Source organism: Domibacillus sp. 8LH, from assembly GCF_038806185.1.
GTDB lineage: Bacteria > Bacillota > Bacilli > Bacillales > Domibacillaceae > Domibacillus > Domibacillus indicus_A.
In genome coordinates this window covers 14230-30744 of the sequence record NZ_JAVJNG010000016.1, presented here as the reverse complement: position 1 = coordinate 30744, position 16515 = coordinate 14230, and the positions used below count along the sequence as shown (strand labels likewise).

The 16515-nt window shown below is 44.2% G+C and carries 15 protein-coding genes; 6 read left to right on the top strand and 9 right to left on the bottom strand.

Annotated elements, in window-relative coordinates:
* Positions 1-10: 10 nt before the first annotated feature.
* Both RG959_RS16565 and RG959_RS16560 read right to left on the bottom strand, forming a co-directional pair.
* Positions 11-685 carry a response regulator gene (locus RG959_RS16565; protein WP_342798065.1) on the bottom strand — a complete coding sequence of 225 codons (675 nt, stop codon included), beginning with the start codon at positions 683-685 and terminating at the stop codon, positions 11-13.
* Positions 682-2286 (bottom strand): ATP-binding protein, encoded by a 1605-nt coding sequence (locus RG959_RS16560; RefSeq protein ID WP_342798064.1) that lies wholly within the window; start codon positions 2284-2286, stop codon positions 682-684. The genes RG959_RS16565 and RG959_RS16560 overlap by 4 nt, the downstream gene beginning before the upstream one ends.
* A 121-nt stretch (positions 2287-2407) precedes the next feature.
* Between RG959_RS16560 and RG959_RS16555 the strand changes: the two genes are divergently transcribed.
* Entirely contained in the window at positions 2408-3463 is a 1056-nt protein-coding gene (locus tag RG959_RS16555) for a DctP family TRAP transporter solute-binding subunit (protein WP_342798063.1), read from the top strand.
* A gap of 132 nt (positions 3464-3595) precedes the next feature.
* A complete protein-coding gene (locus RG959_RS16550; RefSeq protein ID WP_342798062.1) occupies positions 3596-4861 on the top strand; it encodes a dicarboxylate/amino acid:cation symporter in 1266 nt (421 codons plus the stop codon).
* A gap of 27 nt (positions 4862-4888) precedes the next feature.
* Here RG959_RS16550 and RG959_RS16545 read toward each other — a convergent pair whose 3' ends face one another.
* On the bottom strand, positions 4889-5422 hold the full coding sequence (locus tag RG959_RS16545) for a GNAT family N-acetyltransferase (RefSeq protein ID WP_342798061.1): 534 nt from the start codon (positions 5420-5422) through the stop codon (positions 4889-4891).
* A gap of 188 nt (positions 5423-5610) precedes the next feature.
* On the opposite strand from RG959_RS16545, the gene RG959_RS16540 reads away from it, so the two are divergent.
* Together RG959_RS16540 and RG959_RS16535 are read left to right on the top strand one after the other, a co-directional pair.
* The gene (locus RG959_RS16540) at positions 5611-6627 is read left to right on the top strand and encodes a potassium channel family protein (protein ID WP_342798060.1); all 1017 of its coding nucleotides are present in this window, start codon (positions 5611-5613) and stop codon (positions 6625-6627) included.
* A gap of 114 nt (positions 6628-6741) precedes the next feature.
* Positions 6742-8361: an ATP-binding protein gene (locus RG959_RS16535; protein ID WP_342798059.1), complete on the top strand. Its 1620-nt coding sequence runs from the start codon at positions 6742-6744 to the stop codon at positions 8359-8361.
* Between the two features lie 149 nt (positions 8362-8510).
* Here the strand turns inward: RG959_RS16535 and RG959_RS16530 are convergent, their stop codons facing one another.
* Together RG959_RS16530 and RG959_RS16525 are read right to left on the bottom strand one after the other, a co-directional pair.
* Positions 8511-9083 (bottom strand): response regulator, encoded by a 573-nt coding sequence (locus RG959_RS16530; protein WP_342798058.1) that lies wholly within the window; start codon positions 9081-9083, stop codon positions 8511-8513.
* The gene (locus tag RG959_RS16525) at positions 9080-11122 is read right to left on the bottom strand and encodes a sensor histidine kinase (RefSeq protein WP_342798057.1); all 2043 of its coding nucleotides are present in this window, start codon (positions 11120-11122) and stop codon (positions 9080-9082) included. The genes RG959_RS16530 and RG959_RS16525 overlap by 4 nt, the downstream gene beginning before the upstream one ends.
* A 94-nt stretch (positions 11123-11216) precedes the next feature.
* Here RG959_RS16525 and RG959_RS16520 point away from each other — a divergent pair, with 94 nt between their 5' ends.
* Positions 11217-11375, top strand: a complete 159-nt coding sequence (locus RG959_RS16520; protein ID WP_315693290.1) for a hypothetical protein — start codon at positions 11217-11219, stop codon at positions 11373-11375.
* A 1-nt stretch (position 11376) separates the two neighbouring features.
* Here RG959_RS16520 and RG959_RS16515 read toward each other — a convergent pair whose 3' ends face one another.
* The 4 genes from RG959_RS16515 to RG959_RS16500 all read right to left on the bottom strand — a co-directional run bounded on the left by RG959_RS16515 (position 11377) and on the right by RG959_RS16500 (position 15230).
* Positions 11377-12294, bottom strand: a complete 918-nt coding sequence (locus tag RG959_RS16515; protein ID WP_342798056.1) for a polyprenyl synthetase family protein — start codon at positions 12292-12294, stop codon at positions 11377-11379.
* A 153-nt stretch (positions 12295-12447) separates the two neighbouring features.
* A complete protein-coding gene (locus RG959_RS16510) occupies positions 12448-13899 on the bottom strand; it encodes a nicotinate phosphoribosyltransferase (RefSeq protein ID WP_342798055.1) in 1452 nt (483 codons plus the stop codon).
* A complete protein-coding gene (locus tag RG959_RS16505; RefSeq protein WP_342798054.1) occupies positions 13896-14456 on the bottom strand; it encodes a cysteine hydrolase family protein in 561 nt (186 codons plus the stop codon). Before RG959_RS16505 ends, RG959_RS16510 begins: the two co-directional genes overlap by 4 nt.
* Before the next feature lie 9 nt (positions 14457-14465).
* Complete coding sequence (locus tag RG959_RS16500) at positions 14466-15230, bottom strand: NUDIX domain-containing protein (protein ID WP_342798053.1); 765 nt, start codon at positions 15228-15230, stop codon at positions 14466-14468.
* A gap of 328 nt (positions 15231-15558) precedes the next feature.
* On the opposite strand from RG959_RS16500, the gene RG959_RS16495 reads away from it, so the two are divergent.
* Positions 15559-16506, top strand: a complete 948-nt coding sequence (locus RG959_RS16495; RefSeq protein WP_342798052.1) for a LacI family DNA-binding transcriptional regulator — start codon at positions 15559-15561, stop codon at positions 16504-16506.
* Positions 16507-16515 lie beyond the last annotated feature (9 nt).

Here is a 16515-nt window from a genome sequence, read left to right as displayed (position 1 = left end):
GCGCATCCGGTTATGCCAGCATATAACGGTTGATAGGCCGGCCAATCACGCCGTATTGAATATCAATTTTCACCTTTCCGCTTTTCTCTAAATAATCTAAGTAGCGGCGCACGGTAACCCGGGCAGCGCCGACTCCTTCCGCGACTTCTTCCGCTGACAAAGGCTTGTCCGTTTTCTGCAGGTGCGAAACAATTTTTTGCAATGTAACAGCATTCAGCCCTTTCGGAAGCTGCTCCGCTTCATCCGGTCCGCCTGCTTTTTGAAACAAAAGGCTGTCAAGCTCTTCCTGGCTGATTCTTCCTTTTTCACTTAATCGATTTTGAACAGATTGATAATGTTCAAGCGCCTGCTTCATCCGCTCAAATTTAAACGGCTTCATAATATAATCAAATGCGCCATGCTGGATCACCTGGCGGACGGTATCTATATCACTTGCGGCCGTGATCACGATTACGTCTACTTGAATGTTTTCCTGCCGCAGTAAATGAAGCGTCTCTAGCCCGCCCATTAACGGCATATATAAATCAATAATAATAAGATCCGGAGACAAGCGGCGGATCAGCTCCATTCCTTCTCTTCCGTTGCCCGCAATGCCGATTACCTCAAATCCGTCTACTTTGTTGATAAACTCCTTGTTTACTTCTTGAACCATTAAATCATCTTCAATAAGCAGCACCTTGATCACATTTCAGTCCCCCTATCCTTTTTTGGCTTCATTGGAAATACAAGAGAAAAAGTTGTTCCTTCACCCGGCGCAGACTCAATATGAATGCGCCCACTCCCTTTAGCGGTGATTTCGCTCACTAAATGCAGGCCAATCCCTCTTCCTGTATGCGCTTTCGTTGAAAAGCCCTGTTTAAAGATGAATGGCTGGTCTTCTTCCTTGATCCCCGACCCGTTGTCTTCAACTAAAAGCGAAACAATATCACTTGTTTGCTGAATACTTACATAAATTTCATTGTCTTCTTTAGGATCTTCAAACGAGTCAAAAGCATTTTCAATCAAATTGCCAAGTATGAGTACAAAATCATGATGATCCATGTGGGGCGGAAACGTATGCAGTGAGCTGTTTCGATCAATGGTCACCTGAACCCCAAGTTCTTTTCCCCGGCTTACTTTGCTGAGCAGCAGCCCCGACACGCTGTCATCGCGGATGTTCTTTGTTAAAAAGCGGGTTAATTCTTCCTGCTCCTCCGATACTTGAAACACATATTCCAGCGCTTTTTCCCGGTTCCCGAGCTGAATCAAGCCGGCAATCGTGTGAAGCTTGTTCATATGCTCATGGTTTTGCACACGGAGGGCACTCACAAAAGCCTTCACTCCGGTCAGCTCTTCCGCAAGCTTTGTGACCTGTGTTCGATCCTGGAAGATGGCAATGGCCCCAACGGTAACGTTTTTTACCCGAATGGGAATCCGATTGGAGACAATGACTCTATCGCTTATATGCAGCTGCTTATTTAAAATGGGACGGTCCAGCATAAGAATTTCCGGCAAATAGGTATCCGGAAGCACGTCCCTGATCTTGCGGCCAATCACTTCTCCACTGATACCAAGCATTTCTTTTGCTTTATGATTAAAGATAGTAATCTGTTCATCCCTGTCAATTGCGATGATTCCTTCATGCATCGCATTGAATGCTTCGGTTCTTTCTACAACGAGCTGCGCAATTTCATGCGGCTCAAGCTGAAACATCTGCCGCTTGATGTCCCTTGCCATCATATACGCTCCCCACAGGGCAATAAACAATGCGATACCAGTCGCAATGAATATCTCTTTTTTTACAGACAGCAGCATATCTACAATTTCTGGAAGTTTGTATCCTGCGATTACAACGCCAACTTGATTGTGTGATGTATCCATGATTGGCACAAAAGCCCGGATCATCGTCCCCGTTTCACCTTTTCCTCTTGATACATATGCATGCTCAGCAAAAGCAGGCCCTTCATCTTCCCCTTCCGATACTTTACCAATCTGGCTGTTGATCGGATGAGTAAGCCTGATACGGTTCATATTTAAAATAACGATATAATCCGCTCCATTAATTACCCGCAGTTCTTCCACTGCCTCCACCGCTTCTTTTGTGACACTGCCCGACGAAGCGAGTTCGCCCGGTACACCAGGCAGTTCAGCGACTGTGCGTGCCGTTAAAATGGCCCGGTCCCGCAGCTCGCTCTCTCTCGTCTGAAGATAATTGCCGGTTAGGGCAATGCCAAGTGCAAAAAAAGAGAAAAGGAGTATAAATATGATCAGCCCTGTTATTTTCCACTGAATTGGAATACGCACCATTCATAACGCCGCCATTCTAAAAGATTCTCGTGTATATGTATTTTACCATGTTAAAGAAAACAAGCCGGACGGTCAAAACGTGATATGATAAGAAAAAAGATGTTTAAAACAGGTGGTGCCTATGGCCAAATACATCAGCTTCTGCCTTTTTACTCTCCTTATACTGACCGGCTATTATTTTTACCAATACAATGAAGCCGCCAAAACACAATTGCTTTCATATGATGATGAACAGGAAAAGCTCGGGACAAGCATTACGATTCGCTTTTCGCATGTAGTAGCGGAAAACACACCAAAAGGATTGACAGTTCGGAAATTTGCCGATCTTGTAGAAGAAAAAACAAAAGGCCAGGTGAAAGTTGAAATTTATCCGAACGGTATTCTTTATTCGGATGATAATGAATATGAAGCGCTGCAAAACGGAAAAGTAGAAATGATAGCGGCTTCATTTCCGAAGCTGATTGATACCGTTCCCCAATGGAAGGTACTCGATCTTCCGTTTATTTTCAAGCGTGAAAGCCAGGCGGAAGCGGTATTTACCGGAAAAACGAGCAAAGAGCTTCTTTCGATGATCCAGGATCCGCAGGTGAAGGGGCTTAGCTTTTGGGTGAACGGATTTAAGCAGATGACCAGCAGCCAAAATGCGCTGCTTGAGCCGGATGATTTTCGCGGCCAGACCTTTCGTGTAATGCCAGGTCAAATTATCGCGGAACAGTTTCGTCTTTTGGAAGCGGATACTGCCGTCATGCCGTTCAACGATGTGTATCAGGCGCTTGAATCCGGACAAATTGACGGGCAGGAGAACACGATTTCCAATATTTATTCTAAACGGCTTTATAAAGTACAAAGGCATCTGACGATCAGCAACCACGGCTATCTTGGTTACGCGGTCATGATTAATCAGGAATTCTGGGACGAGCTTCCAAAAGAAATTCAGGAAAAGATCACGGAAGCCATGAACGAAACGACCGAGTGGAACATGAAAAAAGCAGGCCAAATGAATGCGGAGCAGCTCAAAGAAATTAAGCGGACTTCTCCGATTACTATTCATTCCTTGACAGCCGAACAGCAGAAAAAGTGGCTTCGTCTTTTCAACCCTTTGTATCAACAGGTTGAAAACGAAGTCGGCTCCGACTTAATCAAACGAATTCAATTTCCTCCTGATGAAGAACGCTGAATAAGCGTTCTTTTTTTGACCAAAAAGACCAAAAAAACCATTAAAACCAAAAATATTTATTCCTGTTGGAGTCTGATATGATTTTATCAAGTAAATGAAAACGCTATCAAATTCATTAAAGGAGGTTTTCATATGAAGAAAGTGTTAAATAACTTAACGGTTCGTGTTATCATCGGTATTCTTCTAGGGATCGCGGTAGGCTTGGCTTTTCCTGCTTTCGGGGAGCAGTTGAAAGTACTGGCGGACATTTTTATTAAAATGATTAAAATGGTCATCGCACCAATTATCTTCCTCACAGTTGTCATTGGAATCGGCAGCATGGGTGATTTAAAGAAAGTCGGCCGCATCGGCGGAAAAGCCCTTTTGTATTTTGAAATCGTTACCACTTTTGCTTTAGCAATCGGTATCTTAGTCGTCAACCTTCTTCAGCCGGGTTCAGGTTTTAATACTGGTTCTGTAGATGGCGGTGATATTTCTGAATATACAAAAGGAGCAGAAGAATCCAGTCACAGCTTTATGGATTTTGTTCTTGGAATCGTGCCTGACAACGCAATGGCTGCTCTTGCAGGCGGCGAATTGCTGCCAATCTTGTTCTTTGCGATTTTCTTCGGCCTTTCACTGGCCGCTCTTGGAGAGCGCGGCAAACCAGTTGTAGACTTGTTTGAACGCTTAACAGATATTTTCTTTGGAATCGTCAACATGATTATGAAGGTTTCTCCAATCGCTGCATTCGGAGCGATGGCTTACACAATTGGAAAATTTGGGCTTGGCTCTCTTGTGTCACTTGGCCAGCTGATGCTGGGTGTATACATTACATGTGCTCTTTTCGTTATCGTCATCTTAGGCGGTATTGCCAAATTCTACGGATTCAACATTTTTAAATTTATCGCGTATATTAAAGAGGAAATTTTACTTGTTCTTGGAACATCTTCTTCTGAATCTGCCCTGCCAAAGCTAATGAAAAAGCTTGAAGATTATGGCTGTTCAAAGCCGGTTGTCGGGCTGGTTGTGCCAACTGGCTACTCGTTTAACCTGGATGGCACTTCGATCTACCTTTCTATGGCCGCGATCTTTATCGCCCAGGCTTACGGAGTAGATTTAACGATTTGGCAGGAGCTGACACTGCTTGGCGTATTGATGCTGACTTCTAAAGGCGCAGCCGGCGTAACAGGCTCTGGATTTATTACACTAGCCGCTACACTGGCAGCTTTTCCAATGATTCCGGTGGAAGGAATCGCCCTTCTTCTTGGTGTAGACCGCTTTATGTCTGAAGCACGCGCTATTACAAACTTAATCGGAAATGGCGTAGCAACGGTTGTAGTATCTAAGATGGAAAATGAATTTCATCCGCCGGCTGACCTTACTATAACACCGCCGCCAAATAAAATGATCAATTAAAAAAGCGGGGCCCTCTGGCTCCGCTTTTTATTTTTTATATTCCAACAGCCAGCAATTATGGTATTTTCCTTCGTGCCATTCCCGCTCTGGCAGCAGTTTCACTTTCCGGAACCCGCATTTTTCATAGCAGCGGATCGCCCGCACATTCCGTTCCTGCGGATCCATTACCACTTTTTGTGCCTGTTTCGTACGGATCAAATGCTCTACTAGTGCTTTAACAAGCACTTTGCCAACACCCTTGTTCCAATAATGTACTTCTCCGATCATCTGGTCTGTTCCATAAACCACTTCATCTGCTTCATAGCCATATAACGCTCTTTCTTCTTCTCCAAGTGGATAATATTGAATGTAACCGATCTCATTTTGATCGAATTCAATGATACCGCGAACCAGTCCCTCTTCGTCTGTGTAAAATTCTTTCCGGACTTTTTCCGTATCAAACGGGTTGTCTCTGCCTTCGTAAAATTCCAGTACGACCGGATCTGATAACCATTTAACAAGCCGGCCTTCATCTCTATCTTCCAGCTTTCGGACAGACAGCTTTCCTTTTCGAAACAGCATATTCTCACCCTCCCGCTTTCATGGATTATGTTCAAAATACCGGCAATTGGCCGAAATGTAAATCGGTTAATAGACCGAATTTGGAGGAATACCCTCGATTATTGGCGAAATAAACGATTTATAGTATTCCGCCCTATTTCCACTCGTATCTTATACAGAAGATTTACTCTGAAAGGAGGAACCTGCAGATGATTTTTTTTCGAAGACTTTTCTTTAAAGCCATGCACATGAGCAGCTGGACACTTTTTTTCGCCACCATGTCCCTTGTGCTGTTCAGCAGCTTTTTTATGTATTATATAGAACCTGAAACGTTCACTTCCCCTTTTGACGGACTATGGTGGACGATGACAACCGTTGCGACAGTCGGTTACGGTGACTTATCGCCAGTATCTGTTTCTGGAAAGATTTTTGCCATGCTGCTGTACGTATTCGGCATTGGCCTCATGACCGTATTGATCGGAAAAGCCATTGACACACTTAGTGCGCGAAAACGATTGAAGGAGGAAGGACGATTGACGATTACACGTGAACAGCACATTATATTGATTAATTGGACGAACCGGGCACGGATTACTTTACTAGAACTGCTCGACACCTTTCCCGACATCTGCATCGTTATTATGGATGAAACAGAAGCGAAAACGCCTTTCCTCCATGAACGTGTCGATTTTGTTAAAGGGGCTCCAGCTTCTGAGCAAACGCTTCGGCAGGCAAACTTTTTAAAAGCTAAATCCATTATGATTTTTTCACCGGATCATGCGCCGAACGCCTCGACGGCTGACGGCCTGACTCTATTGATCGCTTCAAGTATTGAAGCTGCTGCTCAAAGACAGGAGCAAAATGTGTACACAATTTGCGAAGTGGCGGATTCAGCTAACCTGCCCGCTTTTTCACATGCAAATGTAGAAGAGTTTATTACGCCAAATGATACAGCAGCTCATTTAGCTGCACGTTCCATTTTGTTTAACGGATCCAGTGAGATTATCCGTCAGTTAACATGCAGTGATGGATACGATCTTTACCGGATTGAAAATACATTTGGCTGGCAGACGTATCGTGAAGCTAAGCAGGCGTTAGATGAAAAAGGGATTCTTCTTGTCGCCAGCCGCCACGACCTCTCTATTATGGAAAAACTGGACGAGTATATTCCTCAACATGCTCCATTATTTATCATCTGCAATGAACAAGCGTATCACAGGCTTTAAGAAAAATATTTTCCCTAAACCAGTTTTCTCCTTCCCTCCTTTCGTATAAGCCTGTTTCGTTTATAATAGAAGTAGATGGGAATACGAAGGAAAATAGCGAGGAGATAACAACAAATGAAGCAAAACAATATTTGTTTTGATACATTAAAAAAGGAATGTGCAGCGAGGGGACTTGATCCAAAGAGCATTCCTTCTTTTAAACATATATTAGATGCAGAGGCATTAGCAGCAAGACAGCGCCAACACGCTGAATTCATTCATGCGGTTACGTACTTTTTTGATAAATTTATTGCTTCGCTGCCTGGCATTCCTATTCTTGCAGCAGCAACGGATAAGCATGGCTACGTTCTTCATATGATTGGGGACAGCAGCATTAAAAAAATGGTTATGAAACTAGGAATTCAAAACGGAGTTCAAATGACAAATGAATACAATGGTATTAATTCTGCCTGCCTGGCGCTGGATTATCAGCAGCCAGTCGGTATAGTCGGCTCGCAGCATTATCATCATTATCTGCATAATGCTGCGTGCTACAGCATCCCTATTTGGAACAGAACTCAAAATGAAGAAATCGGCACACTTTCATTTATGACGGCTGTTGATTTTGCCCACCCTCTCTTTCTATCATTGCTTATGACAATGAAGGAATCCCTCGAGCGTGAACTTCAGTTAATGAAGCAAAACGAGAATCTGCGCCTCCTTAATGAGCTTATTATGGAGACTACCACGAGCGGCTTGATTGTCTCTGACAAGGAAGGCAATATTATTAACGTTAACAAGGCCGCAGAACGGATGGTGAAGCAAGATAAACAGTCACTGCTCTCCGAAACGGCTGCGAACTGCCCATTCGTTGGCGATTATCTTGAGCAGGCGCTGTCAAAAGGACTTCCTTCTACAGACATTGAAAGAACATTTAAAAGCACATCAGGCCGTGAAACAACGTACTTGCTGGATGTGCTGCCGATTTTCGATCAAACAGATACACTGGCCGGTGCCTTCGCGCAGCTCCGTGACATTACCCAGCGAAAAGAAACGGAACAGATACTGCTTAACACAGAAAAACTCGCTGCTGTCGGTCAAATGGCTGCCAGCGCTGCCCATGAAATCCGTAATCCTTTAACAACGATTCGGGGCTTTATTCAGCTGCTGCAGCCATCGTTTTTCGATCAGGAGCATTTCAATCTCGTTTTGGAGGAAATTGACCGAATTAACTTGATTATTAGCGAGTTTCTTATTTTATCAAAGCCGCAGGACACTTGTTTCGGCGAACAAAACTTAATACAGATTCTTCATGATACGATTGCCCTATCACAACCGCAGGCGAGCATGAGCAATGTGCAGATTATAAAGTGCTTTGATGATCCCTCTCCTATTTTTATACATGGAGATGGAAATCAGCTGAAGCAGGTGTTTATTAACTTGTTTAAAAATAGCTTGGACGCCATGCCGGGCGGCGGGACCCTTTCGGTTGACGTTCATATGAACGTACAGGGAGAAGCTGTAGCAGTGGTGTCTGATAAAGGCGTCGGCATGACGAATGAACAGCTCGGACAGCTGGGTACTCCTTTTTACACAACAAAAAAAGACGGAACAGGGCTTGGCCTTATGATTACACAGCGTATTTTAAAACAGCACGACGGCTCCATTGATATACAAAGCACAAAAGGAAAAGGAACAACGATCACGCTTCGTTTTCCAGTCAAAAAAGAAGAAACGCTCAAGCAAAACGAATAATGAATTACAAAAGGCCTGCAGGACAGGTCTTTTATTTTTTCAAAAGAAAAACACGCTTCCATCAAGAAAGCGTGCAAATTAAAGGCTAATAAGATTGTGTCGAACCGCTTCAGTAACAGCTTGAGACGTTGTTTGTACCTGCATTTTGTTTAATAGCTTGGACAACCAGTACTCGATCGTCCGGCTGCTTGTAAAAATTGTTTTGCCAGCTCCTCGGTTTTCTTTCCGCCTGCCAGAGCCGTTAGCAGTTGAAGCTCTTGTTCTGTTAATGTATAAGAGGTATCCTGCTTTTGATTTGACCGGCTGCTGCTTTGTTTTAATGACAGCCGCTTCAACGCAGCAAGCGGCACGATGGCGTACCCGCTGAGCACAGCATAGATCGCCGTCATTAACTCTGCTGCGGGTGCATCTTTATTAATAATTGCGCCAACACCAGATGAGACGATTAAATCGATTCGGTTCGTATAATCAAATCCCGTATAAATAATAATCTTCGCTCCCGGCTGGGATTCACGAATGTTTTCGGCTACCTTTACACCACTCACTTCTTCAGAAATATTCATATCGAGCAGGTACAGATCAAACGGCTCGCTTTCGCTCATCTCAATAGCTGTTTGATGATCGGATACACATGTGACTTGAAAATCCGAATATGCTTCAATCATGCTTTTCGTTTCCAGCCCGACAATTTGATGGTCATCCAGCAGCAAAATTCGTGTCATTCTCTCCACCCTGGCAGTGTCATTTGAACCTGCACACCGCTGTTAGGCGATGTCATCCACTCTACATATCCTGAAAGCATGGCCACTCTCTCCTTTATCCCGGATATCCCCATCTGGTTTCCCTGCTCATCCATACAGCTCATGTCAAACCCAATTCCATTATCCAGATAATCCAAAAATAAGGTTTCGCTTTCCTCCCACACAGAAATAGACAGACGGGATGCTTTTGAATGCTTGCGGGCATTATGCAAAAGCTCCTGTACAATCCGATAAACAGCAAGTTCTTTGTCCTGGTCCGACCTGTAATGGGACGGCAGATCAATATCACATTGCAAATAAATATCGGATGTTAGCTTAAACCGGGAAAACAACTCCTCTAATGTACCGCGCAGCCCTTCCTCCTGAAGAAAAACCGGACGCAGCTCCTGGCACGTTTCCCGAATATGGCGAGTCACTTGTTTCATGTCCCTCTGAATCTCTTTTACGTCTTTTAAAAGCGTGTCTTTCAGATGCTCTGACCGGGCAAGGCGCTCTAATTTTCGCTGTACAACGAACTGCTCCTGGAGCACTGAGTCGTGGAGATCAGCAGCGAGCCTCCGTCTTTCTTTTTCAGAAATCGCTAAAAGAAGCCGAATCGTGCCCGGTGAGTGATTCATCGCCTGCACCTCTAATTCCTCCATTTTCTTTTGGGCCACCTGCAGATTATCGGCTACGAGCCGGACATAGGGAACTCCAGCAAGCAGCCATGCTTTTTCACTGATATTCCACCTTAATCCGTTTTTTTTCGGACCAATCCATAGATAAATATTTTGCTCTGACCGCTCAAACAGCTGAATGCCAAGCCACTGCTGATGAACCAGCAGCCCTTTTTCACGGTCTCTTGCCATTAACAGGCGCTGCGCTTCAGATGGTATAGCCGGAACCACTCCTTCCGCGTGCCGGATCAGCCACTCTCCGTTTCTTTTTTCGGTAATAAACAAGGCAGACGGATGCAGGGCATGAAGAACTTCCAGTGCAAACATGCGCTCCAGCTCATCCGTTTTCATGACAGCCGACAGCTTCCCTGCTAGAATCTCAATGCCCTGCACCATATTTTTCCGATCCTGAAACAAGCTGTTTCGAATAAAAAAATCAAACTGCTCTTTCATTAAAAAAGAAAGAGCTATGATCAAGAGAGCAGCAGCAAAAGGAATGATAAACTTCCCCGCGACGCTGTATATGATCACCGCCAGTAAAAAAGCCGGAATAACGGATTGCACGCTATAGTAGAAAAAACGGCTGAGGACAAAATCGAAATCAAACAGCTGCCGGTTCATCAAAAGGCGTGTATAGCCATATGGAAGTGCAAAAAGAGAAAAGACGGCGATTCGATCCAGCCCATCCACTCCTGCCGCCACATATGGAAGAACATAAATCACAATAAAAGGGACAAACGCAATAGCCGGCACAATCATCATCCACTTTAAAAAGCTTTTGTGCTCCGTGTTTTCTGTCCGATTGTATTGCCAGGCGATGATACCTAAAGCAGCAAAAATAGAAAAACTAAAGTGAACGAGCATACTGTTATTCACTACATAAGATGGGACCCACGATGCAAAATAATTGCCAACATTAAACCCGATAAACAAAAGTGTTACCCACGAAAAGGCAGACAGCCACGCAGGGAGAGAACCGAGATCAAGCTGTTTTTCCTTTAAAACCGCTTCTGCAAAGAGAAGAAAATAAAGAGCAGCCAGTTGAAAAGCAACCGTTAAGATGGTGACGGATACAGGATCTCCTTCGCCAGACTCTTTAGAAGCAAACAAGCTGAGGGACACTGCAAGCAGGAATAAAATAAACCGGCGGGCGGATGTCGTTTGCTTGCCAATAATCGGTGCAATTAAAATAATGGACAGCAGTGAAAACAAGCCAGGTACGTATAACTCGATCATATCCGATGAAAAGCTTTGTTTCTCTGCCGCCATTTTTATCATAAGATAAACATGACTTACAATGTAAATGGCAAAAGCAACAACCAGCTGCCAATAATGTTTTAACATATGTTTTCTCCCCGTATTGCTTAATAAGTGACGATTCCTTCAATTTTTTGTAATATATATAATTATACACCAATAAAGGAGATGAAAGAGAAATATGGCAATGAAACTAGTCGAGCTGCTGCTGGCAAAACCATCACTTTCGGATTGGAGCGAAGAAGATCGCCGTCTGCTTGAAACCTATTCAGAGTCAGAGTTAGCCGTTATCTTTGAATCTATTGAACATCAGCCTATTCATCCTCAAGGATGGAGATAAGTTATGAAAATAAGCCCGCCATTAATTGCTTCTTTTGTTTTTCACTGATTGGCATTCGAGTGACAGAGGTTCGAATTTTATAAAGATACAGCTTTTCGATTACACTGCAATAGGAAAGGGCATCCCCTTCAATAAGCAGCGACTGCACCGCAGCCCTTTCTTCTTCTGTTGATGGCTCCTCTCTCCCGCTCTCGTAATACCTTTTTACTGCTTCATATTTTGACTGTTCGCTATTTAAACAAAACAGCACGGGCAATGTTTTTTTCTTATGATATAGATCACTTTTTTTCTCCGGCTGAAACAGATCGTACACATCATTTCGAAGCTGTTCGACAATGCCGAGATAATGGGCATACACCTTCATTTCTTTTTCGATGGCAGGCTTTACCTCTCCCGTTCCGAGCAGGCAGGCTATTTCGATCAAAGAGCCGGATTTCATAGATACCATGTTCAAGTAGTCTTCTTCGGTTTCCAAGCAATTTTGCAAATCAGCTGCCTGGCCGTTGATCGCTTTGACTACATTGGCTTGAATCATATGAAGAACCCCACTCTTAACCGTTTCGTCCATTTGCAGACGGTTTACTTCTAAAAAGCAAATCATCAGCAGGCCCGTCAATATATTTAAATTTTGTGCGGTGTCCACCTCTCCCCATGGATGTTCATGTCCGTCTCCGTCTTGAATATCATCCATAATGTCGAGTGCTAAAAAAAGCAGCTCGACAATCACCATAAGCTGCTCTTTTTCTCCCGTCCTCTTTCTTTGCCAGAAAACGTCGTAATGAAGGCCGGACAGCTTCGCAAAAAAACCGGTTTTATTAAACGTGTATCTTACATACACAAGTGTTTTCTCCTGCAAAGCGGCTTCTTTAAAATATGTACGAATATACTCACAAGCAATATTCATCAGGCTATTTGTCATGTACCTTTGCTCCTTTTCTATTAATCTTACCAGTTAATAGGCAAAAAGAAACACTCATTAACACAGGATACCAGCCAAACATTCACGATACATACGCGGCCTCCTGCCTAAAATGTACTACTAAAAAAAGCCTGCTTAAGAGCAGGCTTTTTCTTAACGCGCAGATGGCGGCATCATTTCTTCAATTTTCTTCATTTTATGCTCCCAGCAGGCTGGACTTAAATCGACAGGGTACTGTTCTGGATTAATGGGACGCTTGTATTCATCCCATAAAACCGATAACCCCTTTTTCACATGTTCTCGTATATCGGCAAGCGACGGCTGATGGTACATAAACTTTCCGTTTACAAAAACATCTTTATGCAGATCAACAGCGGTAAAATCAGTGACAAATTTGCTGATATACGTGTGAACAGGATGAAACATTTTCAGCTTTTTTTCCTCCTGCGGGTTTTCCTCCTGGAGTGCGATATAATCTCCTTCCGCTTTTCCATTTGCATTGTTAATGATACGATAAACGTTCTTTTTACCCGGTGTTGTCACTTTTTCCGGGTTGCCGGAGATTTTAATGGTATCCACCATTTCTCCTTGGTCGTTCTCGATTGCGACAAGCTTAAACACGGCGCCAAGAGCCGGCTGGTCAAAAGCGGTAATCAGCTTTGTTCCGATGCCCCACACATCAATTTTTGCACCCTGTGCATTCAAGCTCATGATCGTTTCTTCATCAAGATCATTGGAAGCGATAATTTTCGCATCCGGGAAGCCCGCTTCATCAAGCATCGTGCGGGCTTTTTTAGATAAATACGCAAGGTCGCCACTATCAAGACGGATACCAATAAAGTTGATGGCATCGCCAAATTCCTTGGCAACCCGGATTGCATTCGGCACGCCAGAACGCAGCGTGTCATATGTATCGACCAGGAATACACAATCCTCATGCGTCTCAGCGTATTTTGTGAATGCTGTATATTCATCCTGGTACGCCTGCACCATAGCATGGGCATGCGTTCCGGATACCGGAATGTCGAACAGTTTGCCTGCCCGCACATTGCTGGTGCCTGAAAAACCAGTTAGATAAGCCGCCCGCGCTCCCCAGATAGCGGCATCGGTTTCCTGCGCCCGCCGTGTTCCGAATTCAAGTGCCGTTCCACCACCTACAACCTGCATCATACGTGATGCTTTCGTCGCAATAAGGGTCTGGTAGTTCACCACATTTAAAAGAAGTGTTTCAAGCAGCTGAGCCTGTGCAAGCGGTGCTTCGATCCGCATAATAGGCTCGTTTCCAAAAACGATTTCTCCTTCCTGCATGGAGCGGATCGTCCCCGTAAACGTCATATTCTTTAAAAAAGCTAAATAATCTTCTCCGTAGCCCAGTTTACGCAAATAGTCGATATCGCTGTCTGTGAAGCCGAATTTTTGGATAAACGAAATAATGCGCTCGAGACCAGCGAAAACGCCATAGCCGTTCCCAAAGGGAAGCCGGCGAAAATAAAGATCAAAAACCGCATTCCGACCGTGAATGCCGTCTCTCCAATACGTTTCCGCCATATTAATTTGATACAAATCGGTATGCAGCATAAAGCTGTCATCTGGATGCTTCATCATAATTCTTTCCTCCTTTTGGCGCCAAGTGTATCGACAAAATGCCCAAGTGCCCATTCATGGCCTGCCTGGTTAAAAGACGCTACCGCGTGATCATACACAACAATTTTGTATCCTTTATTGTACGCATCCACTGCTGTATGCAAAATACATATATCTGTACATACGCCGACAAGATGCACCTCTGTAATTTCCCGCGCTTTTAATTTCATATCAAGGTCTGTTCCGGCAAAAGCAGAGTAACGCGTTTTATCCATGTAATAGACGTTATCCCGGTCTTTGTTTTGATCGTACACGGATTGAAGAGAGCCATACAGGTCGCGCCCTTTCGTACCGCGAATATTATGCGGCGGGAACAGCCCTGTTTCCGGGTGATAAGGGTCGCGCTCATCATGCACGTCAATCGCAAAAACAACATAGTCGCCGTTTTGGATAAATTGCTCTGTTATATCGACAATCGCTCTTTCAAGGGCCTGGCCTGGCTTTCCACACGTTAATTTTCCATCATCTGCAACAAAATCATACGTATAATCAATATTCAGCAATGCTTTCATACACATCCGCCTTTCTTATCCGTAAATGGATTCAATTACATCTAAATCATTAAAAGTATACAATCGGGACGGCCGGTACGAGTGACGGGTTGTTTTTTTCGGCTGTCCGTCTTCATCCAGTGCCAGCTCTAAAAATGGAAGCTTCGGTGCACGAGCGAAGAAAACCGGATCAGAAGCGATTTTCGCATCATCCGTTACGGTCAGAAGCACCCGCTGCAATTCAGAAAGTGTAAATTCCTTCGGCAAAAAGTTTTTCGCCAGCGTTGTTCTCAGCATGTCTGACCGGATCAATGCAAGCGCGTCCTGAACAATCTGCCTGTGATCAAAAGCCAGGTCTAGATTCAGCACTTCTTCGATCGGAAACAGCTGTACGTCCGCCGCATCATCTGACGCTGACCGGTTTACAAGAGACGCTTCCGGCACAATGGCATAAAAGGCATTTGAAACGATCCAGCCGCGCGGATCGCGTCCTGGTGTATCGTATACACCAAAATGACGCATATGAAGACCGCTAACACCTGTTTCTTCTAGCAGCTCCCGCCGCGCAGCTTGGATGCCTGTTTCTTCCGGCTGGATAAACCCGCCAGGAACTGCCCACTTCAAAGTTTCGATATTGGGATTTCCTTCACTGTCTGTTGCCGCGCGCTGAATAAGCATCATGTAAAGCTTCATGTCAGGAGGCGCTTTTTCTTCTCTTTTTTTCGATAAAATGGTAAAGATCGCAATGTCTGCTGTATAACCGTCTGGTGTCCGGTATTTGGAGGAGTCATAGCTTGTCATTGCTCCGCCTTCTTTCTAATTATTAATTCTATAATTACTAATTATATAAAAAGTATTTCCATTTAGCAAGAAAAATCCGGCTTTTAAAGCCGGATTCTTTTCATTAGTGATTTCCTTCCCTTCCATTCGTTAATCAAAACCGTGTTATTCCCAATAAGAATGCTTTTCCCGTTCCTTTACTGCCGCACCCGCTAATAAAAGTTCTACTGTACACAAAAAGATTATGGATAAAATCCCCCACATCATTGCCACACCTTCCCTTCTTTTTTACAATGTAAAGGATGAAACGCGTTTCAGAACAAGCACTTTTTTTGGAAGAGGGATAAAGATGGGCAATATTCATGATATCGCTCGAATGGCTGGTGTTTCTGCCGCTACGGTTTCAAGAGTGTTAAATAACTACCCTTACGTAAAAGAGGAAAAAAGAAGAGCTGTCCTTGCAGCAGCCGAGCAGCTTCGTTACGTGAAAAACATTAATGCTGTTCACCTTTCACTGGGGAAAACAAAGATCATCGGGGTGATTCTGCCATTTGTCAGCCATCCTTATTTCGGGGTGATTTTGAGCGGAATTGCTTCAGCTGCCGAAAAAAGCGGCTACAAGCTGATGATTACGCAAAGCAATTATCAGGTGAGCCAGGAAATAGAGGCGCTGGATATGCTGAAGAGAAAACAAGTTGACGGAGTGATTATCGTTTCACGGGAGTGTCCTGTTGATATCGTGAAGGACTACAGTGAATACGGACAAATTGTTTTGTGCGAAGCACTGGCTGACCCGTCCCTTTCCTCTGTATTTGTCGACCAGTACAAAGCATTCCAGGCCGCTCTGTCTTTCTTAAAGAAAAAAGGTCATCAGAAAGTTGGTTACACTCTTTTGCGGACGGAGGGAAAAAGCAGCCTGGCAAGAAAGCAGGCGTATGAAGAACAGTATGGCAAGGCAAAGCGCGGCTGGGTATTTAACCAGGCACTGACCATTGATGACGGCATCAGAATTGCCGGTGAATGGTCAGCGCTTTCCGAACGGCCTGATGCCATGGTGATTACAAACGATTTCGTGGCAGCCGGTTTTTTGCTCGAATGCAGGCGGCTTGGCTTTTCTGTGCCGGAGGATGTGGCTCTTATCGGCTTTGATAATCACCCTATTGCCGGTGCACTCGGCATTACAACTGTTGAGCTGCCGCTGCATCTGCTCGGGGAAACAGCATTTGAACAGGTCATTTCTTCAAACACTTCCCACAAAGAAGTGCCTTTTCGCTTAATTGAACGAGACAGTGTATAAACATAAAAA